Annotated in this window: 20 protein-coding genes, 3 pseudogenes and 2 CRISPR repeat arrays; of the genes and pseudogenes, 17 read left to right on the plus strand and 6 right to left on the minus strand. The window is 40.7% G+C overall.

Translation table 11 applies throughout. The features are described from left to right. On the minus strand, positions 1-182 hold a 182-nt coding region (locus O9290_RS28225), incomplete at its 3' end, for a hypothetical protein (protein ID WP_061430960.1). A 240-nt stretch (positions 183-422) separates the two neighbouring features. Here O9290_RS28225 and O9290_RS17460 point away from each other — a divergent pair. The 6 genes from O9290_RS17460 to O9290_RS17485 all read left to right on the plus strand — a co-directional run bounded on the left by O9290_RS17460 (position 423) and on the right by O9290_RS17485 (position 8,043). Beyond that, positions 423-1,778, plus strand: coding sequence for an AAA family ATPase (locus tag O9290_RS17460; RefSeq protein ID WP_288055378.1), 1,356 nt, complete (start codon positions 423-425; stop codon positions 1,776-1,778). Then, complete coding sequence (locus O9290_RS17465) at positions 1,756-2,604, plus strand: DUF4435 domain-containing protein (protein WP_288055381.1); 849 nt, start codon at positions 1,756-1,758, stop codon at positions 2,602-2,604. The genes O9290_RS17460 and O9290_RS17465 overlap by 23 nt, the downstream gene beginning before the upstream one ends. Before the next feature lie 368 nt (positions 2,605-2,972). Further along, positions 2,973-5,141, plus strand: a complete 2,169-nt coding sequence (ppk1, locus tag O9290_RS17470; RefSeq protein ID WP_288055384.1) for a polyphosphate kinase 1 — start codon at positions 2,973-2,975, stop codon at positions 5,139-5,141. A 235-nt stretch (positions 5,142-5,376) separates the two neighbouring features. Then, a complete protein-coding gene (locus tag O9290_RS17475) occupies positions 5,377-5,622 on the plus strand; it encodes a hypothetical protein (RefSeq protein ID WP_002762890.1) in 246 nt (81 codons plus the stop codon). A 398-nt stretch (positions 5,623-6,020) separates the two neighbouring features. Further along, entirely contained in the window at positions 6,021-7,496 is a 1,476-nt protein-coding gene (locus O9290_RS17480; protein WP_002762888.1) for a bifunctional metallophosphatase/5'-nucleotidase, read from the plus strand. Between the two features lie 8 nt (positions 7,497-7,504). Next, positions 7,505-7,835: a CRISPR direct-repeat array (repeat unit 35 nt; unit sequence CTTGCTTCCAATTCGTGAAGCGTATGAATGGAAAC). A gap of 61 nt (positions 7,836-7,896) precedes the next feature. Next, positions 7,897-8,043, plus strand: a complete 147-nt coding sequence (locus tag O9290_RS17485) for a hypothetical protein (RefSeq protein WP_287700101.1) — start codon at positions 7,897-7,899, stop codon at positions 8,041-8,043. 462 nt (positions 8,044-8,505) lie between these two features. On the opposite strand, the gene O9290_RS17490 is transcribed toward O9290_RS17485, so the two are convergent. Then, complete coding sequence (locus tag O9290_RS17490; protein ID WP_288055387.1) at positions 8,506-8,637, minus strand: type II toxin-antitoxin system HicA family toxin; 132 nt, start codon at positions 8,635-8,637, stop codon at positions 8,506-8,508. A gap of 95 nt (positions 8,638-8,732) precedes the next feature. After that, positions 8,733-8,951, minus strand: a complete 219-nt coding sequence (locus O9290_RS17495) for a type II toxin-antitoxin system HicB family antitoxin (protein ID WP_002733908.1) — start codon at positions 8,949-8,951, stop codon at positions 8,733-8,735. Positions 8,952-9,185: 234 nt separating this feature from the next. Here O9290_RS17495 and O9290_RS17500 point away from each other — a divergent pair, with 234 nt between their 5' ends. The 9 genes and pseudogenes from O9290_RS17500 to O9290_RS17540 all read left to right on the plus strand — a co-directional run bounded on the left by O9290_RS17500 (position 9,186) and on the right by O9290_RS17540 (position 17,467). After that, positions 9,186-9,401, plus strand: coding sequence for a hypothetical protein (locus O9290_RS17500; RefSeq protein WP_002741152.1), 216 nt, complete (start codon positions 9,186-9,188; stop codon positions 9,399-9,401). After that, a complete protein-coding gene (locus O9290_RS17505) occupies positions 9,401-9,562 on the plus strand; it encodes a hypothetical protein (RefSeq protein WP_288055389.1) in 162 nt (53 codons plus the stop codon). The genes O9290_RS17500 and O9290_RS17505 overlap by 1 nt, the downstream gene beginning before the upstream one ends. A gap of 22 nt (positions 9,563-9,584) precedes the next feature. After that, complete coding sequence (locus O9290_RS17510; protein WP_238560405.1) at positions 9,585-9,659, plus strand: hypothetical protein; 75 nt, start codon at positions 9,585-9,587, stop codon at positions 9,657-9,659. A gap of 452 nt (positions 9,660-10,111) precedes the next feature. After that, a CRISPR array of direct repeats spans positions 10,112-11,695; the repeat unit is 35 nt; unit sequence CTTGCTTCCAATTCGTGAAGCGTATGAATGGAAAC. A gap of 214 nt (positions 11,696-11,909) precedes the next feature. Continuing rightward, entirely contained in the window at positions 11,910-13,601 is a 1,692-nt protein-coding gene (locus tag O9290_RS17515) for a Cas10/Cmr2 second palm domain-containing protein (protein WP_288058284.1), read from the plus strand. A 462-nt stretch (positions 13,602-14,063) separates the two neighbouring features. Further along, the gene (locus O9290_RS17520) at positions 14,064-14,780 is read left to right on the plus strand and encodes a DUF433 domain-containing protein (protein ID WP_016516788.1); all 717 of its coding nucleotides are present in this window, start codon (positions 14,064-14,066) and stop codon (positions 14,778-14,780) included. Then, positions 14,777-15,199: pseudogene (locus tag O9290_RS17525) on the plus strand (PIN-like domain-containing protein). The gene O9290_RS17520 and the pseudogene O9290_RS17525 overlap by 4 nt, the downstream one beginning before the upstream one ends. A 254-nt stretch (positions 15,200-15,453) precedes the next feature. Beyond that, positions 15,454-15,690, plus strand: a complete 237-nt coding sequence (rpmB, locus tag O9290_RS17530) for a 50S ribosomal protein L28 (protein WP_002775299.1) — start codon at positions 15,454-15,456, stop codon at positions 15,688-15,690. A 144-nt stretch (positions 15,691-15,834) separates the two neighbouring features. Continuing rightward, positions 15,835-16,101: a photosystem I reaction center subunit PsaK gene (psaK, locus tag O9290_RS17535; RefSeq protein ID WP_002760753.1), complete on the plus strand. Its 267-nt coding sequence runs from the start codon at positions 15,835-15,837 to the stop codon at positions 16,099-16,101. A 229-nt stretch (positions 16,102-16,330) separates the two neighbouring features. Then, complete coding sequence (locus O9290_RS17540) at positions 16,331-17,467, plus strand: amino acid ABC transporter permease (protein WP_288057622.1); 1,137 nt, start codon at positions 16,331-16,333, stop codon at positions 17,465-17,467. A 57-nt stretch (positions 17,468-17,524) separates the two neighbouring features. Here the strand turns inward: O9290_RS17540 and O9290_RS17545 are convergent, their stop codons facing one another. Further along, positions 17,525-17,833, minus strand: a complete 309-nt coding sequence (locus tag O9290_RS17545; RefSeq protein ID WP_002798015.1) for a ssr2422 family thylakoid membrane protein — start codon at positions 17,831-17,833, stop codon at positions 17,525-17,527. A 58-nt stretch (positions 17,834-17,891) separates the two neighbouring features. Continuing rightward, positions 17,892-19,067: a DUF4336 domain-containing protein gene (locus tag O9290_RS17550; protein WP_002760764.1), complete on the minus strand. Its 1,176-nt coding sequence runs from the start codon at positions 19,065-19,067 to the stop codon at positions 17,892-17,894. Positions 19,068-19,125: 58 nt separating this feature from the next. Between O9290_RS17550 and O9290_RS17555 the strand changes: the two genes are divergently transcribed. After that, complete coding sequence (locus tag O9290_RS17555; protein ID WP_288057619.1) at positions 19,126-20,388, plus strand: YcjF family protein; 1,263 nt, start codon at positions 19,126-19,128, stop codon at positions 20,386-20,388. Between the two features lie 117 nt (positions 20,389-20,505). Beyond that, positions 20,506-20,700: pseudogene (locus O9290_RS28230) on the plus strand (hypothetical protein). On the opposite strand, the pseudogene O9290_RS17560 reads toward O9290_RS28230, so the two are convergent. Continuing rightward, positions 20,681-20,812 (minus strand): annotated as a pseudogene (locus tag O9290_RS17560) (Het-E N-terminal domain-containing protein); the annotation flags it as partial. The pseudogenes O9290_RS28230 and O9290_RS17560 overlap by 20 nt on opposite strands. Between the last annotated feature and the right edge of the window lie 48 nt (positions 20,813-20,860).

Here is a 20,860-nt window from a genome sequence, read left to right on the forward strand (position 1 = left end):
TAGGGTCTGCTGAATAAATCTAAAAACCTTGTTGGATAAGACTTTTGGACTTTTTTCCCCTCAAAAAGTGCCAGCCATTGCGGGGATCGGGGGGAAAATTCCTGGACTTTTTCCCTGAAAATTAGGTAGTTGACCACCTGAAAATCGATAAAACCCCACACCCCACACCCCACACCCCACACCCTGCCACCACCGAAAAGCTTTTTGCCGCAAACCCTAAGTAGCGGCTAGGAGAATGGGAAGTGGGCTGTTAAAGTTCGATCGGGAGTTAATCATACTATTTAAAAGGGATTTGGTATAATACAGTGTCTATAGGCGTTTTTTGAAAACGTCTGCCAAAATTTCTAGCTTCAACGCCTCGATCCTCTCAAGTTATGAGTAGTAGAGTGCGTCTAAGTTTAATCGCTTGCTCCCGGGAAATTATGAGAATTAAACAAATTACAGTTAAGCATCTTTTTGGCATATTTGACCATACAATTAATCTCAATATGGAGGAAAGAATAACTATTATTCATGGTAAAAATGGCTTTGGGAAAACCTCAATACTGCGATTAGTCAATGGCTTTTTTAACTTAAAGTATTCAGATATAAGAGCTATTCCTTTTCAAAAATTTACTATAATTTTTGACGATAACAGCTTTGTGGATGTTGTCAAAGCTTCCACCAGTAAGAATAAAAAAAGTAATGTAAGACCAAAGATTAATTTTAATTTTACTTCCTCCGATCAAAAAGAAAAACTGACTTTTTATCCTAATTTACTAGACGGGAAAACAATTTCTTTCCCTCTCAGCATGATAGATGATTTCATACCCGGTTTAGATAGAGTTGGATCAGAAAAATGGCTCTATACCCCCACAAAAGAAATTCTGGATTTAGAAGATATTTATGAACGATTTGGAGAATATTTACCCAAGCAATTCCAGAAAGAATATCCTGATTGGTTAAAGAAAATTATAGACTCTATTAATGTTCGTTTTATTGAATCACAACGTCTATTAGATATTTCCAATAGTGCCAAAAATGGCAGAACTATAAGGATGCCGATGACATTGTACTCTGTGGCCAGCTATTCTGAAGATTTAGCAGAAAATATTCAAACTAAATTAGCAGAGTATGGACAACTATCTCAAACTTTAGACCGAACCTTTCCAGCGAGAGTTGTACAAAAAAAGGCATCATTGACCGATGATCAACTAAGGGAAAAAATTGATCAACTTGAAAGCGAAAGAAATCAATTAATTAGTGCAGGACTATTGAAAAAAGATGAAGATTCTAACTTCCAAGTTAAAGATAGTATTGATGATAGCACCAGAAAGTTATTATCGGTTTATATTGAGGATGTATATAAAAAGCTCAATGTATTCAATGACATTTATCCTAAAGTAGAGCTATTTAAAAATATAATTAATAAAAAATATTCTTTCAAAAGTGTTACTATTGATCAAAGCAAAGGGTTTATCTTCACTACCCAGGAAGGGGAGGTTTTATCGCCAACAGATTTATCTTCTGGGGAACAGCACGAATTAGTAATTTTATATGAATTGTTATTTAAAGTTAAACCTAATACTTTGATCTTAATTGATAAACCAGAAATGTCACTTCATATTTCATGGCAGCAGGAATTTTTAAAAGACTTACAGGAAATCACGAAACTTTCCGGGTTAGATATTTTGATGGCTACCCATTCTCCTGATATTATTAATGATCGTTGGGATTTGACAGTTGAATTAGAGAAACCAAAGCAAAAAAGCAAAGATGAGAGAACAGATAACACCTGACAGAATTGCTAATAGCATTCGTTTACTACGCAGCGATCATGAGGGAGTTTTTTTAATTGTTGAAGGTCATAGCGATAAACTTATTTATGAGCGATTAGTAAACAAGCAAGAGGTTAGGATCACAATTGCCTCTAATAAAAATAATGCTATCAAAGCATTATCCATCTTAGAAAAAGAAAATTTTTGCCGAGTTGTTGCTGTTATAGATGCGGATTTTTCGAGAATAGAACAGCAAATTCCCGACAGTAATCATCTCTTTTTAACCGATGAACATGATTTGGAAATGATGTTAATTAAATCTGCTGCTTTCGATAAATTATTAAAAGAACGAGGAAGTGAAGAAAAAATTGCAGCTTTTCCCAAAGATATTAGAGAAACTTTACTAAAGTTAGGTCAGGAAATTGGTAAATTAAGATTGCTATCTCTTAGGAATAAGTTGGATTTAAAGTTTGAAGGATTAAAGTTTGGTAAGTTTATTGACAAAGAGAAGCTGAATCTGTCAATAGATATTGACGAATTAATTAGAAGTATCAAAAATCATTCTCAGAAACTGTCCTTAGACGAACAGCAAATTAAACAGGATTTATCGGTAATTAGCGATGAAAATCACGATCCGTGGCAGCTATGTTGTGGACACGATTTTATCAGTATTTTAGCGATCGCACTCTGGAAGGTTTTAGGTACATGGAATGCTAATGATGTTAAAAAAGAAGACTTGGAAAGAGAGTTAAGATTAGCTTATGAGTTATCTTATTTTTATCAAACACAAATATATACACTAATGATTAATTGGCAATCTAATCATCATCCTTATCAAATATTCTGATTCGGATTATTGCCTGAAGTTGGAGATGATATATTCAACAAGTCAGATCGGCTCGACTTTGTGTTATAATCAAAGCTGGGCTTTAAAGACAATATTCTCAGCAAATTATGCCTATTGTTCTTCCTGGCACTCTAATTTCACTGAAAGATTAATTTAACCTTGATCTGTCGGGACTGATTTCTTAACCTGTTAATAAATTGATTTTTTCCCCAGTCAGGCTAGAATCAGTAGGACTAGCATCCAAGATAATCGGGGTAACTTTGGTTAATCTGGGGCAATGTAGCCTAAAAAAACGCCAAAAATAGTCAAATTTAGACTTGAGTGGCTTCTTACTAACTGTTTAATCTATTATTTAGGTATTAGACTCTATGACTAAAGCTCCTACCGTAACTTCTGCAATCGATCTTAAAGATTCGCAATATTACTTCAACCGAGAATTAAGCTGGTTAGAATTTAATCGTCGTGTGCTTTATGAAGCACTTGATCCTCGGACTCCTCTACTGGAAAGATTAAAATTTACCGCCATTTTTTGTGCCAATCTCGACGAATTTTTTATGGTACGGGTGGCAGTGCTTAAACAACAAGTAGAGGCAAATGTAGCCGTTTTAAGTGCCGATGGCCGGACTGCCTCGGAACAGCTAACCGAGATCAGTAAACGTCTGCGTCCCCTTGTGCAACAGCAGGATCGTCTTTTTGAACACACCCTAAAAAATCTCTTAGTGGAACAGGGAATTCATCTGATTAACTATGTAGATTTACATCAAGAACAGCGCAATTATCTCCACGATTACTTTGAACAAAATATTTTCCCCGTTTTAACTCCCCTAGCGGTGGATCCTAGTCATCCTTTTCCCTATATTTCTAATCTTAGTCTCAATTTAGCCGTAGTCGTTCGCGATCCCGACACCGATAAAGAATTATTTGCCAGAGTGAAAGTGCCGCAGGTTTTCCCCCGTTTTCTGGCATTATCAAAAGAATTACGCCACCAAGACGGAAAAGCTTCGATTTGGACGGGAGTACCCCTTGAACAGGTGGTAATGCACAATTTAGAGGCACTTTTCCCCGGCATGATCATTCAAGAATGTTATCCTTTTCGGGTGACACGCAACGCCGATATCTCCGTCGAAGAAGATGAGGCCGATGATTTATTATTAGCGATCGAGGAAGAAGTACGCAAGCGCCGCATCGGTAAATCGGCAGTACGTCTGGAAATCCACAGTTCTACTCCTAGCAATATTAAAGACCGGATCATGCGCGATCTGGGACTTGAGGAGATCGATGTTTACGATGTGGATGGACTGCTGGGACACAAGGATTTATTTTATTTTATGTCTTTACCCTGTCCCGAACTGAAAGATCCGCCGTGGAATCCTGTCACCCCACCGGTTTTACAGGGATTGCGAGAAATAGTTGACGGTAACGAAGACGGTATCCTAGAACAGGATGGCGAAGATATTTTTACTTTAATTCGCAATAACGATATTCTCGTTCATCACCCCTACCATTCCTTTAGTGCCTCAGTACAACAGTTTATCGCCCAGGCTGCCCATGATGCCCATGTTTTAGCGATTAAAATGACTTTGTATCGTACTTCCGGAGATTCCCCGATTGTCAATTCCCTGATTGCAGCGGCGGAAAATGGTAAACAGGTAGCGGCGTTAGTGGAACTAAAAGCACGCTTTGATGAGGAAAATAACATTACTTGGGCGAAAAAGCTCGAACAAGCCGGAGTTCACGTTGTTTATGGCTTAGTTGGTCTAAAAACCCATACGAAAGTGGTTCTCGTGGTCAGAAAGGAAGGGGATAAAATCCGTCGTTATTTCCATATTGGCACGGGCAATTATAACCCAAAAACGGCTAAATTATACACTGATTTGGGTTTACTTAGCTGTCGTGAGGATTTGGGGGCAGATATCACCGATTTATTTAACTTTCTGACCGGATACTCCCGTCAGCAATCCTATCGCAAACTTTTAATTGCTCCGGTGAGTTTGCGAAAACGGATGTTAGCAATGATCGATCGCGAGGCCAAAAACTGTAAAAATGGCGGTACGGGGCGCATTGTGGCAAAAATGAACTCTATTGTCGATAAACCGATTATAGAAGCTTTATACGCCGCTTCTCGTGCCGGTGTGCAGATTGACTTGATTATTCGCGGCATCTGTTGTTTACGGCCCGGATTGCCAGAAATAAGCGAAAATATTCGAGTAATTAGCATTATCGGCCGCTTTTTGGAACATTCCCGCATTTTTTACTTTTACAATGATGGTCAGGAGGAGGTGTATATTGGTAGCGCCGATTGGATGACGCGGAACCTGACTCGTCGCGTGGAAGCAGTGACACCCATCGATGAACCAGCGATCGCCAAAGAACTAGAAGAAATTCTCGGCATCATGTTGTCAGATAACCGACAAGCATGGGAATTACAATCCGATGGCAGTTATATTCAGCGTCGTGCTGACAATGAGGGACAGGAAAGCAGTACCCATGTAATTTTAATGGACAAGACCCTTAAATCTGCGGGTATTAGTCCATAGGAACAGTTATCAGTTATCAGTTATCAGTATTCTCTCGTTGACCCCCTCGGATGCCCTTCTACTTCTGGAGTTCGGGGCTTGATAATCTGACTTATTGAGAATAATTTTTATTTGTCGGAGATAATTTAACCCCCCCTCAGAAAATGGGGTGTAGAATGGTGTCAGGGCAATACTTTCATTTATTTCACGGGAACTATTTGTTAGGATCGAAAAATCTTTACGTTCAGCCACAACCATGAGCGTTCTTGTCAAACCCTCTAGCCTGATTCCCAAAGGATTGCGGGTACAACAGATTAATAATCTCACCCTATTCAAATTTACAGATGAACTGGGCGATCGGATGCAGACGCTTCTTGACAAGAAAAAAGCTGATGATCTCACCCCGGAGGAAGTCCTTGAGCTAGAAGCGATTGGCGAACTCGACCAAATTTTCAGCTACATCAACGCTGTCATTGCCGCCAGAGTAAATGGTCATTCCTAAATCGCTCCACCATATTGTTCGACAACGCGCTAGGTTCCAGTGTGAATACTGTCACTATCCCGAACTCCTCAGTGATGCTCTCACCCTGTTTTTACATTGGCGCAAGTCATGCTATATTATGGGCTGTGGCTCTTCGTTACTTGGCATGATTCGATCAGGGGGCATAAATCGAAGCAATGTCTTTCTGTGTAAGGGTTTTATCCTTTATAACCCCCCTCCATTGCATAACACAAACCGAAGAGCCTAAACTGCTAAAAGCTGAACTTTTTCTGGATCGGCTAGAAGAAATCACAGACCAAGCTTCTGACGGTATTCAGAAAGCCAAGCTTTAAACCGTTCGCAGTACCCAAATCAAACTATCTCTTTCATTTAATCAACTCAAACTACTGGAGAGACTCATGGTTGAAACTACAACAAAACTCAAAAAGTTTACGATTTTACATTCCAATGATATGCACGGCGACTTTTTAGCGGAGGCTAAAACTGGACAAGGTGGTTTGATCGGCGGGTTATCATTGCTTTCTGGTTATATCAATCAAGTGCGTCAAACGGAAAAAAATACACTTTATGTTATTTCAGGTGATATGCTTCAAGGTTCGATGATTGATACCGAATTTAAAGGCTTATCAACCATGGAAATCATGAATTACCTAGCACCTAATGTAGTGACTTTAGGAAACCACGAATTAGACTATGGCTTTCCTCATTTGCTCTTCTTAGAAAAAATGGCAAACTTTCCTATTGTTAATGCCAACTTGTACATTAAAAAGTACGGTAAAAGGTTGATGAACCCCTATATCATCCTCAATGTAGATGGATTTGATGTTATGTTCATTGGTATTGTCACCGAAGAGGTTCTTAGTGCCTTAAAGCTGGACAAAAGCATTGGTACATTTGTTGGACTAGAAGATGCAGCGGCTGAAGTTGGTAAGATCTGTAATACCTACAAAAATGAAGATATTGATTTGACAATTCTCCTAACTCACATTGGTTTTGAAGAGGATCAAAAGTTAGCGGCTATGTTAGACCCTGAGTGGGGGGTGGACATGATCATTGGTGGACATTCTCATACACTTTTAGAACAGCCTGCCCAAGTAAACAACATTTTAATCACCCAGGCCGCCGTTGGGACTGATCAGATCGGACGTTTCGATATTACAGTAGACGACGATACGAACAGCATTGTCGAATGGAAATGGGAACTTATTCCTATTAATGATCAGGTAGCTAGTCCTGACGTAGATTTGCAAAATTTTATCAATACCTACAAAGAACAAGTAGATCGCAAGTACAATCGTATTGTTAGCCGTTTAAATCGTCAATTGACTCATCCCGTGCGCGAACAAGAAACTGAGTTAGGTAATTTAATCGCTGATATCTTCTTAGAAATAGATACGATTGATGTCGTGCTTGTCGGTAGTGGTTCCATACGAGGTAAAGAATTAGGGCCTGTGGTCACTCTTGAAGATCTTAAGAAGGTTTATCCGTATGATGGTTCTCTTTATAAAATTAAAGTTACTGGAGCGCAACTGACAAAGGTATTTACCCATTTTCTGCGCCCAGAAAACAGAAAGCCTGGGGAAAGTCAATGTTATCAAATCAGCAAAGGTGTTCGAGTAGTTTATAACAATACTAAGAAAGCAATTGAATCTTTCAGTATTAATGAACAACCTGTAGAGGCTGATCGTTTATATGTAATCTGCGTGCAAGATTATCATTATCAAAATTCGCTGAAGAGTTTGAATCTCACGCCTGAAGAAATAGCTAACGCTAAAGTTGTTACTACTTCAAGCCAAGGTGTTCTTGAAGAATATTTAAGTACTCATCAACTCCTTGACGGTCAGGTGGAAGGACGCTGGACTTTTGTTAACTAGAGTTTATGACTCTACCCAATTCGTGAAGCGTCTGAATGGAAACGAGGAATGTTAAAACATTCCTTTTTATTTTCCGTACAACTTGCTTCCAATTCGTGAAGCGTATGAATGGAAACCAAAAACGCTGCCCGACCCGACCTTCTGTGGGAAAACGATAGCTTGCTTCCAATTCGTGAAGCGTATGAATGGAAACGTGCCACTAAGGCCACGGGTAAAGGGAGCAGTTAGCTGACTTGCTTCCAATTCGTGAAGCGTATGAATGGAAACCCAAAAGGATTTTGAATCGCATCTGGCACATCAAAAGCTTGCTTCCAATTCGTGAAGCGTATGAATGGAAACAGAATGCCAGGGATCAATCCCATCTCATCGGTTAAGAAAAATCCGAGATTTCAGCGAGATTATGCGTCAGTGGGGACAAAAATTTCAGAGGGACTTTAACCAGACTGAACTCGGCAGAATAATTTATGCGGGAGGAGATGATTTTTTGGGCATCGTTTATAATAGCCAATTTCCCGATCTACAACTCAACTCGATCGATCTCGATTGAGTTCTCCACTGGCTACAAACCCCTCATAAGTAGGGTTTGCTGAATAAATGTGAAATGTAGGCAAGGTCAGGGTTTTGTGGCTTTTCTCGTGAAACAGGTGCAAGATTTTGAGAGAATCGTGCTTCAAAACCTTGCGTCTTCATCGGCCCGCGTCCTGTAGGGGCGAAGCATTCGGGCAGTAACCTATCGGTGAAACCGTAGATTTTCTATCCGAATGCTTCGCCCGTACTTTTTCAGCAAACCCTAAGTAGCGATCGCACTTTCAAAAGACCAAATAATCACATTTAAAGGATTTTGCTTTAAATCTTTTCATAAGTAGGTAGGCGTTAAAAGCTGTCAGATGCCCCCCTTATTAAGGGGGGATTAAGGGGGGATCCCCCCGCCTATCGGCACCCCCCTTATCAAGGGGGGCAGGGGGGATCGAACCTAAAATCCATTTTTAATTTAATTATAACCAGCTACTTAGGAAGCAATAAAATCATCTCGTGAGATACCCGCTTGAGTGCAAATATTCCTTAGTGTAGAGCTTTTAATTTGCTTGTGATTGGGTAGCGTTAAAAGTGTTTTTGTTCCATCTGGATTTTTTCTAATCATAGAAATATGCTCTTTTTATCTAACAATTGAAAAACCAAATTTTTCAAGAACTTTAATCACTTTGGCTTTAGGGGCATCAGCCGGAAATTTTGCCATTAGACTATTGCTTCTACAACAAAGGCTTCTAATAAAGATGAGTCAGCTTCGAGAACTGATTCCCCAAAGGTTTCAACATGAAAAGCGATCGCCGATTGCACATCATTAAGAGCATCTTCATAGGTATCACCCTCACCGACTACTACGCCTTGAATTCCCAATGGATAGGCGATATAGCCATCAGAATGTTTTTCCACAATGATTTTAATGGATTTCATAAATTCTTGACACTTTACAGGAATTTCCTGATCCTATCTCATTTCTATAGGACTTTGATAAGAAAACGATCGCCCCTCCCCATCATCAAAATCTCCAAAAAAGTTGACTCTCCAAAAGTGATCGCTATTCCTCATCATCAAAAAGCGATCGCATCCTCCAATTGTATCCCCACAAAACGTGATCGCTATTCTTAAACGATGCTATAGTCAGAATAGTGAGTTCTAATTACAAGAATGCAAGTTAAAGACCTAAGTGTTGAAGATTTTAAGTTTTTGATTCAAGAAACTGTTACGGAAACAGTTCAATCTCTACTAAATGATCCTGATGTTGATAAACAACTTAAAACCGAAGTCTCTCAATCTCTAGCTGACTCTTTACAGCGAACTCGAAATGGAGAACGGGGAATTTCTGCGGAAGAAGTAGCTCAAAGATTAGGATTAGATTGGTAATGCCTCGCCATATAGAATTTACCGATAAAGCTTTTGAAGGTTTAGAGTCGCTTACGGCAGTTGTTCGGGAGCGTGTCTTTAAAAAAGTTCGTTGGATAAATGAAAATTTTGATGATATTAGACATCAAAGTTTAAGTTCTAATTTAAAGCGGTTTGTTTAAACTTAGAATTGGCGATTACAGGGTGATATATTCTTTTGATGATGACTTTATTACGATTCATCAAGTTGGTCATCGTCGAGATATTTATTCTGATTAGTTTTAGTTTAATTACTTCCATTCCAAAAAATTGCTCCTTCTAAAAGCGATCGCACTCCTCCTCATCAAAATCGCCAAAAAAGTTGCTTCTCCCAAAAGTGATCGCTATTCCTCATCATCAAAAAGCGATGTCGTCCTGACAATGAGGGACAGGAAAGCAGTACCCATGTAATTTTAATGGACAAAGCCCTTAAATCTGCGGGTATTAGTCCATAGGAACAGTGATCAGTTATCAGTTATCAGTTATCGGTTATCAACATTTTTCGCGGGTTAGACACAATGGCTGAAAATCTAGAGTTTTCGTTGAGGTGCGTCGATGCCTTGTCCAGTAAGGCTTTGAGCCTGATGACCGAGGTGACTATTGACAATTATTATTAATAATGTCTATGCTTTTCAGTATCCCACGAAAAATCGTTGTACAATCCTTGTACAGCCTAGCTTTGCAAAGCTAGTCTTGCTTCCAATTCGTGAAGCGTATGAATGGAAACCCAAGGGGGGTGGAATGATTATATCCGCCAAGTTATGCTTGCTTCCAATTCGTGAAGCGTATGAATGGAAACACTTAGGAGGGCCGAAAGGGCGTTTGCGTACCCCTCTAAGCTTGCTTCCAATTCGTGAAGCGTATGAATGGAAACTCCGCATTGTTTTACACCAGCAACAAAGTCTGTTAAAACCTTGCTTCCAATTCGTGAAGCGTATGAATGGAAACCGATAAAAGATGCGTATAGCAAAAACCATTGTTTCCATTCTTGCTTCCAATTCGTGAAGCGTATGAATGGAAACTTTAAAGCTGATAGTATGCTTGGAACCAACCACAATACTTGCTTCCAATTCGTGAAGCGTATGAATGGAAACGGGGCTGCCAAGATGGGTTCGGTAATCTGGGACCTTGCTTCCAATTCGTGAAGCGTATGAATGGAAACCCAATGATGGCTGCACCAACCATCATGATGATGACATTCCTTGCTTCCAATTCGTGAAGCGTATGAATGGAAACGTTTATGCGTGTAAGGTATGCCATGGGCTTTAAAATAACCACATCTTGCTTCCAATTCGTGAAGCGTATGAATGGAAACAGTGAGGGGACAGGTGACAGGTGACGGGGATAAAAACTTGCTTCCAATTCGTGAAGCGTATGAATGGAAACGGGAAGTGCTCTTGGAAGAAATCAGCTGGGACATTGTTTCCATCTTGCTTCCAATTCGTGAAGCGTATGAATGGAAACGGCATGGTATGTGATAAAACCTCCTACGATTGATGTCTTGCTTCCAATTCGTGAAGCGTATGAATGGAAACGCATCCTCCTGCTGCAGCAGGATGTGTTGATTCCGCACCTTGCTTCCAATTCGTGAAGCGTATGAATGGAAACAGTAGTAAGGGCGAGTTTTACCAACATCCAGTAACTTGCTTCCAATTCGTGAAGCGTATGAATGGAAACCCTAGCGTCTTGACAGTCATGGCAGCCTTTTCCTGCTTGCTTCCAATTCGTGAAGCGTATGAATGGAAACTTATACAGCCCATCGGCTAACGCTTCATCCAGAGTTATCCTACTTCTTGCTTCCAATTCGTGAAGCGTATGAATGGAAACCCTGATACCAACAGTGATCATAATCCTCTCGCCAAGCCTTGCTTCCAATTCGTGAAGCGTATGAATGGAAACTCTTTTGTACGCCCTGGCCGAGTTAAAACAAGAATTTTTTTTAACTCGCCTTGCTTCCAATTCGTGAAGCGTATGAATGGAAACCGATAGCGGCGGATTCCTCCTCCGTTATGTCCTCAGCTTCCTTGCTTCCAATTCGTGAAGCGTATGAATGGAAACTGGAATCTGCTTTCTTTTCGCAGACAACCTCATTCTTCTTGCTTCCAATTCGTGAAGCGTATGAATGGAAACCTTTGTCTGGTGCTATCAAGCAACCAGAAGAGCTAATCTTGCTTCCAATTCGTGAAGCGTATGAATGGAAATAATGTGTAGGGTTAATTCATGAATTAACCCTACAATTTTTTTAATTCCAATTAGTTAAGCGTCTGAATAGAAACGATACTTAATTAAGAAAAATCAATAAAAATAAAGATTGTTTAAGAAAAATTATTTAAAATTAACATAATAATTAGAAATTTAGTGATAGATATAAAAGTACAAAAGAGCCAATTAATCTAACAATCCTATTTTTTTAGCCAGAGATAAGTCTTTTCTAGGTCTTTTCAAGGCTGTTGAATATACCTCTTAAACAATCGAGTTTTCTATAGCTTTATGTCCAAATATATAGCCATCACCTTCTCCCCCGTCCAAAGCTTTATTGAAAAATCCCGCAAATTGAGAGACCTGTACGGAGCCTCTCAGATTCTCTCGGATCTGACCAGTACAATCGTCACCCACCGGCCCGAGCAGTACCACCTAATTAGCCCCGGACTGCTAAACTCCCAACAGGGAATGCCCAACCGTGTTCTCCTGAAAATCGATAGCGAAATGCAGTCCTCCTCCTCCGAGGAAATCATTGCGGAACTGCAACGAGCCTTTTTAAATCGTTGGAAAAATATTCTCGCAACCTGTAGAAAATGGGTCGAAAACGCCCTCGCGCCTTACTATCGATCCTCAGAATGGAATTGGCAAAAAAGCTGGAAAAAGTGGGAAAAACGCACCTGGGAATTTTTCTGGGGCATGGGGGACGATCTAGAGTCCGCCATGGTCGATCTAGAAAATCGTAAACTCGCCCGCAATTGGCAAGGGGTGAATTGGGTCGGGGAAAGCTCTAGTCTGTCCGGGACTGACGCGATCGCTTGGTACGGGATGGATCGGGAAAACCAAGACATGAAAACGCTTGACTGGAGCGAAGAAAACCGACATATCGCCCTATTCTACCGAAGATTAGCCTTCCTTCTCGATGGAGTTAACGATCCTGACGGTCAACCCAAAGATAGACAACCGGAAGGCAAATACATCGATGGAAACGAAAGATTGAATATTCCCGAATTAACCAAACGGTTGATCACTCTCCCACATATCGCCCGCTCTCTAGGAGTTGAACTTCCCGAAGAACTTCGCCAGCGAGGATTTCGAGACCTGATCAGGAGACCGCAAGATAACCCCGCCTCAGTGGGACAAAAAACGGGCTGGTTCATGGGAGATGGCGATAAAGTAGGCGATTACCTGAAAGACCTCGGCTCAGACCAAAAAATCCGAGATTTCAGCAAGATTATGCGTCGGTGGGGACAAAAATTTCAGAGGGACTTTAACCAGACCGAACTCGGCAGAATAATTTACGCGGGAGGAGATGATTTTTTGGGCATCGTTTATAATAGCCAATTTCCCGATCCACAACTCGACTCGATCGATCTCGATCGAGTTTTTCACTGGCTACAAACCCTCGATCAACAGTGGAAAACTGGAAAAACTGAAGAAATCAATCAACGGGTGACTCTAAGTCTCGGCTTCGTTTGGGCAGCCCACAGCATTCCCCAGAGAGACGTTTTACAGCACTGTCGGGAAGCAGAACAGCGATCGAAAAAACTAGGACGCGATCGCCTCACCATCCGCGTTTTATTTAACAACGGGCAATATGTTCAATGGACAACCAGATGGAAATACTTGAACACGCTAAACCACTATCGAGATCGGGACGGCGGGAAAAACTGGGGTCATATCTATAGCGACTTTGCCCGACTAAAAGCCCGTCACGCTTTCGGTCTGGGCTATCTCGATAACCCTAGAAGCCATTCCGATGGCGCAGACTTGGAAATCCTCGATAACCTCTCCACACTCCTACAGTTTTTCGATCTATACTTTAGCGGCTATAAAAAAATTTTAGAAAAAGAAGATGATCAGATCGTCTCCCTCCCAAAGGACGCGCCATCGAAGGACTACGCTAGGGCGATCGTTCGCTGGATAGACGAACTGATCGCGATCGGTTGGCATCTCTCGATCGGGGAAACGATCAAAAAATAATCCTAAATCCGGTTATTAAAGACCGATTATCTATTGCCTTCTGCCTTGAAAATACAAGCTGAAATAACGCAAACTTGTCAATCATACTAAATCCCTTGAGTATAAGCTACATATCAGGAGAGACACTACTGCAAGGGGAGTGACTCTTAGATTATTACAGATGTGTCAGCGGCTGCGTGTAAGCATCCCACCGAAAAACTAATGCGCGGGGGGTTTGGGGGCGGCGCCACGCCCCCAACGGGGGGTTTGGGGGGTAGAACCCCCCAAAAGCTTGGATTGATTAATAAAGTCGGAAGTAATGCCCAATTTTATCAGAGAGTTTTCGCGTAAAAATCCCAACTTGCTAGATTTACAAAAATAAGATGTACCCTGCTTTATCCCTATCCTCAAGGATACCAAAATTAGCTAGAATGAAATAATAGGCGATAATCTCATCTCAACAACTTCACCAAAATATTAACGATGGTCAAAGCATCATCTCCCTTATCTCTAGAGCATCTCTATCATGTTCCCACCTACACTATAGCCGATACTGCGCGCTATCTCCATATTCCTTTACCCACTCTGAGAACGTGGGTACGAGGACGCACCTACCCCACTAAAAAAGGACAAAAAGAGTTTTTACCCCTCATTCAACGACCTAATCCGAATATTCCGCAACTTTCCTTTACTAACTTAGTGGAAGCGCACGTTTTAAGAGTTATTCGCAAAGTTCATAACATCCCTCTCGATAAAGTTAGACTTGCCCTAGACTATATTAGTGAACAATTTAACACCGATCATCCTCTAGTTCAAAAACAATTTAGTACCGATGGAATTGACCTTTTTATTGAACAATTTGAACATTTAATTAATGCCTCCCGTTCGGGACAATTGACGATGAAACAATTCTTAAATAATCTCTTAACTCGTATTGAATGGGATGAACAAGATATCGCCACACGGCTTTTTCCCACTATCGACATAAATGGGGAAGACTTCAGCAATAAAGTCCTAAAGATAGACCCTAATATTTCCTTCGGAAAACCCGTGATCACAGGAACAGGAATTCCCACTAAAGTTGTCACAGAACTTTATGATGCGGGGGACTCTATAGAAGATATTGCCAATGATTATAATTGTCAACCTTGGCAAATTGAAAAAGCGATTTTATTCGAGTGCAATTGGCAAGCGGCATGACCTATCAATACACCTATTTTATAGACCGCGCTTTAGGAAAATCTATCGGTGAAGCTTTGCAAGAAATAGGGGTTAAAATTGAATTTCATCATGCCCATTTTGCCCCAGATGCACCGGATACGGATTGGCTACCTATTGTTAGTCAAAGAGGATGGATAGTATTAACTAAAGATGTAAACATTGGTAGAAATATTTTAGAAGTTCAACAGATAGCCCGTTATCAGGCTCAAGTATTTGTTCTAGTTTCTGGCAACTTACCTCGTCAAACCATGATTAATATTTTTGTCGAAACAATCGATAAAATCGAAAGAATAACCCAAGATAATTAAGCCCCTTTTATCGCCAAAATTTACCAAAATTGTCAAGTCAAATTGTGGAAAAATAAAAATGAATTAACCAGAATAATAGAAACTATGTAAAACTTATTAAAATATTTTTTATTCAGTAAAAAATTACAGCTAAATTTGTTGACAATATTCTCACCATTACCTTTGAGGCAATTGTCGAAATTGTCTGAGCAGTGAACCGGTTTAATCAACTTCTTAATCCCCCCACTTGCTGTTAAATTTATCTCCGTTCACTTCACCCAGGGGAAGGGGGGGACTTCTGGCGAGATTTGAGTTAAACTAGAAAGGTTGACTATTGACAAACATCGATCGCACAGGAGCAAATTATGTCTAGAGTCTGTACTATGACGGGGAAAAAGGCCAATAACGCCTATGCGGTGTCCCACTCCCACCGTCGCACCAAAAAATTACAAGAAGCTAACCTACAATGGAAAAGAGTCTGGTGGTCGGAAGGCAACCGTTGGGTAAAACTACGCATCTCCACCAAAGCTATCAAAACCATTGAAAAGAAAGGATTAGCCGTCTTCGCTAAAGAAGTAGGCTTAAACTTGAATTTGTACTAAGCGAGTAGTTCAAAAGTGGAGACGAATCGGCCCTATCGTTGACTCCTGTGCTTTTGATTATTAAGTATTGCAACAGGGCGTGATGTGGGGTGAAAACTACCTTTAAGATTAAAAACTTAAAACGACCTGTTCAGGAGAATTTCAATGTATTCAACCCTATTAATGGCCGCCACCGCCGTACAAGGTTCCAGCGAATGGAGTCCCAAAGTGGCGATTGTCATGATTATCTGCAATATTCTCGCTATTGCTTTCGGTAAAGCGACTATTCAACAACAAAATGTCGGTCCTGCTTTACCTTCCCCCGCTTTATTCGGTGGTATGGGATTAGGCGCTTTACTGGGTACTACCAGTTTTGGTCATGTCCTCGGTGCCGGTGTCATCCTCGGTCTCTCCCGTCTCGGAGTTATCTAAATATGTTTTGATTTTCTCAATCGGTGGCCAAAAGTCACCGATTTCTTTTGTTAAAAATTCTGGACTATATAAGTAGGTAGGTGTTAAAAATTATCAGATGCCCCCCTTATTAAGGGGGGATTAAGGGGGGACTAAGGGGGGATCGGCACCCCCCTTATCAAGGGGGGCAGGGGGGATCAGAGGCAAAATCTATCTTCTATTTAATTAGAACCACTTACTTATAATAAATATGACTTTACCTCAAAAAAATTCTTTTTGGTACGATGAGCGATTTCAGAAGATTTTTCTACAGGTAATTATCCTGCTAATTGTCTGCCTAATTTTCTGGTTTTTTGGCCGCAATTTAGTGATTAATTTCCAACGCTTACGCTTAAGTTTTGGCTTTGGCTTTCTCTTTGATCCCGACCGACCAGCCTCTTTTGCTATTGGTGACTCTCCTATTGCCTACAGTCCCACCGATACCTATTTTCGCGCTCTTTTGGTGGGATTAGTTAATTCCCTCAGCATTATGATTACTGGCATATTTTTGGCGATTAGTCTGGGAATAGTCATCGGGTTAGGTCGCTTGTCGGATAATTGGTTAATTCGTCAGTTAGCAACAATTTATGTGGAAACTATTCGCAATACTCCTTTATTATTACAATTATTTTTTTGGTATTTTGCTGTGTTTCTGAAACTGCCGAAGATTGAGGAATCTCTAGAGTTTTTTGGCAGGGTATTTTTAAATAACTCAGGAGTCTATTTACCTTTTCCCGCTAATAGTTTCAGGACATGGTTAGCCTTAGCTATCATTGCTTTAGGAATAATTCTCTCAGTATTTTTATACCTAAAAAATAAACTTAGTTTATGCCTAACTAGCCTACTAATCCTAGTTATAATTCCTCTAATCTGGGGTTTACAATGGCAAAGTCCCCAAGTTAATCCTCTTAATCAAAATATTGACTTTGGTTTACATCTTTCTTCTGAGTTTGCTACTCTCTTAATCGGTTTAACTGTTTATACAGCTGCCTTTATTGCGGAAACGGTACGGGGGGGGATTCAATCGGTTAATCGGGGACAATGGGAAGCAGCTAAAGCCTTGGGATTAAAACCTTTATTAGTGATGAGATTAGTAATTTTTCCCCAAGCTTTGCCAGTGATTATTCCTCCTTTAACTAATGAATGTTTAAACCTGGTTAAAAACTCTAGTTTAGCGATCGCTATTGGTTATAATGATATTTATGCTATCTCTAGTACCATCGCTAATCAGACGGGAAAAGCTGTAGAAATGTTAATAGTAGTTATGGCCACCTATTTATTCTTTAATCTGGTGATTTCCTTGACTATGAATCAATTAAACAAACGGGTAAAAATTCAGGAAAGATAGGGTGTGTTAGCAAGCGCCTAACGCACCGAATCGCACCAGAATTTAGCGATAAAGTAACTAATGAGCATTAGCAGAATATAAAGCGGTGATAATTGCTGTCACCGCAGGACTAAGACTAGATAAAACCACCACAGAAGCGGTGGCAATGATGATAGTAGTAGCCATTCTCACCATACCGTCTGTACCTTTTTGATAGGCATCAAATTTATAATCTATGCGATCAATTTTTTGTCCTATTTCATCTCGCCACTTACTGAATGCGTCCTGGGATTGGCTGAATTTTTCTTGCAAATCACTAACTTCATCACTTAATTGAATCAACGCCGCTCTGATGTCATCATTACTGGGATTTTCGGGAATTTGCATGACTTTGATTAGCAATCAACTAACAACCGCCTATATTATAGCAGTTCTTAGCCATAAATTACAATTTTTTATCAGGAGGAGGAGTCAATCGCCAGCGCACTAAAAAACTATCAATACTTTCTAAACATTCCAAATCATCTTTAGGTAAATAAGAATCTTTTGACAAGAAAGAAAAAGCCTGCTGAAACTCTTGACTATCAGCTTGAATCGGACTAGCAAAATGACAAGGAATAACCTGTTTAATCGGCCATTGGTAAATTCTATCAACCCATTGACTAACCTCGTCAGTAGTGCGATTAAGAATCAAAGTTTGCAAAATTGGGGCTACTATTAACCTCCCCTCTCGACGCAAATTTAAAAAAGTCCTTTGCCAATCATCCCCCCATTGAAAAGGGAATAAACCAAAATAGGCTTTTTTACTCTTTTCCTTAGCAGTAAAAGCATCTCGAAAGACCTTAATCCAATTGGGAACAGCTAAAACAGGAGGTTGAAAATAAAGAGCAAAAAGACAAATTCTCTGCCAACCCCGACGGCGATTTTCTGGGGTATCCTCCACCAAATCCTTAGCACTATTTTTAGCGTGAAACAGCAGCGGATAGGGGTCTAATTCTAAAATAGCGGGAGGATTTTCTGGGATAGAAATAATGCCATCAGTCAGCAGCAGAGTTTGAGAGTAGTGATGAAAAAAAGCCACCTCCGAGAAGTATCCCACATTCAGATCAATTGCGGGTAAAATTTCATAACTAAAATCTTTTCCTAAAGGAGTGGTTGCCGAGTCAGCAGGTAAAATTTCCGTTCGTTTTGCCGGTAAACCCAACCAACTCAAAGGTAAATTAAGAGGAAAACTCCATTGATTAGGAGCAACATAAACTATAGCCTTAGGAAAATAACGGGCAAAAGGACCAACAAAAACCTTATGTTCAATCCCAGAAATCGTAGGCAAAATAATATATTTAACTTCCCCGTGTTCACCTTCCAACTCACGCATTAAGCGAATACATTCAGGAGTCGGGGCCACTGGTGCATAAACAAATAAACCCCCGGATGCTAACTTAATTACCGTCATGCGAATCGGCACGACCACATAAAAAATACCCTGCAATTGCTCAAATGTCCAGAGCGTATCTTTCACCACTTCTTGGCGAATTGTCCGTCTTTGACCGTAGGGATAAAGTGGTACAATTGGCCAAAAAGGCCATGATAAATCTTGCGGAGTTATTGCGGCTTTTGTCATCGTCTGATTCTATTGCTGAAAATCTCTATTTTAGTTATCATAAACCCTTCTAATCCCCATGACTAATAAACTGCCCATTGATTCTTTGGTCAATACTTGGAATAGTCTCACGGGGGAAGTGATGAAAAGACTCCCCATCGACCAGTTGACTAATACTGTCCTCCAGTGGTTTAGTGTTAGTGACACTCAAGTGGCGGAAATTTTAGAAAAAGTCCGTCAAGAATTGCCCACCACCGAGGCGCTGTTAATCGGCAAACCGCAAACGGGAAAAAGTTCGATTATTCGGGGAATAACGGGAGTTTCGGCGGAAATCGTCGGGCAAGGTTTCCGTCCCCATACCCAAAACACCCAGCGCTATACCTACCCCGCAGAAGACTTACCCCTGTTGATTTTTACCGATACGGTGGGGTTAGGGGATGCCTATCAACACACAGACACGGTAATCGCGGAATTATTAGCAGATTTAGCCGAAAACACGGGACGCGCCCAGGTTTTTATCGTGACGGTAAAAATTAATGATTTTGCCACCGATAGCCTCCTGGAAATTACCAAACAACTGCGGCAAAAATACCCTAAAATCCCCTGTTTACTGGCTGTCACCTGCCTTCATCAGCTTTATACTCCTAATACCGCCGATCATCCCCCTTATCCTCCCGATTGCGAGGATATCAATCGCGCCTATCAAGAAATCAAAGAAACTTTTAAGGATTTATACGACAATTCTGTGCTAATAGATTTCACCCTAGAGGAAGACGGTTATAACCCCGTTTTTTACGGTTTAGAGGCATTTAGAGACAATTTAGCCGATTTATTGCCAAAAGCCGAGGCTAACACCATCCACCAACTTTTAGATCGGGAAACCAGCAATAAATTAGGCCATCTCTATCGGGACGTGGCCCGACGCTATATGTTAGCCTTTTCCGTCATAGCGGCGACCTTGGCGGCGATTCCCTTACCCTTAGCGACTATGCCCGTTTTAACCGCCCTACAAGTGTCAATGGTGGGGGTTTTAGGCAAATTATACGGTCAAGTCTTAACCCCATCCCAAGCCGGCGGAGTCGTCAGTGCGATCGCTGGCGGCTTTTTGGCCCAGGCCATCGGTCGGGAATTGGTGAAATTTATCCCCGGTTTTGGCAGTGTGATCGCCGCTTCTTGGTCTGCTGCCTATACTTGGGCCCTAGGAGAGGGCGCTTGTGTCTATTTTGGCGATTTAATGGGGGGTAAAAAACCCGATCCTAAAAGGATTCAAAGGGTGATGAAAGAGGCTTTTTCTGCTGCCCAAGAAAGATTTAAAAATGTCGCTACGGGAGGAGATAATTGATCGGTATTCAAAGAATATAGTCATTTCAGATAAATCTGATACACTCTAGAGCGATGGGAAAATATCTTAAGAATTTGTGGTATGTAGATATAGATTTGTGGCTCTTCGGTTTGTGTTATGCAATGGAGGGGGGTTATAAGGGATGGAACCCTTATATAGAAAGGCATTTAGCGATTTTTGTCAATTGTTTTTTATCTAGAGCGAACTAATCAATTAAGTCTCTTGCCAGATAAGGATTTAGTCGATTTATGCCCCCCTATCGAACCATACCAAGTAACGAAGAACCAGTATTCTCGGCAAATTTCTTCTTAATCAACGCTTTTAAACTCTCATAAGCATCCTTAACGGCTGTTCCTGCCGTATCCTTAGCAGCAGCCGTCGCACCAGCAGCCAACGCAGCGAGAATTAGAGAAATCGGTTCCATTGCCTGAGACTCCAAATTAGATATTGCTAACTCAATCTTACATCAAAT

Origin of the sequence: Microcystis sp. LE19-41.2A, assembly GCF_027530405.1 — a bacterium.
Taxonomy (GTDB): Bacteria; Cyanobacteriota; Cyanobacteriia; order Cyanobacteriales; family Microcystaceae; genus Microcystis; species Microcystis aeruginosa.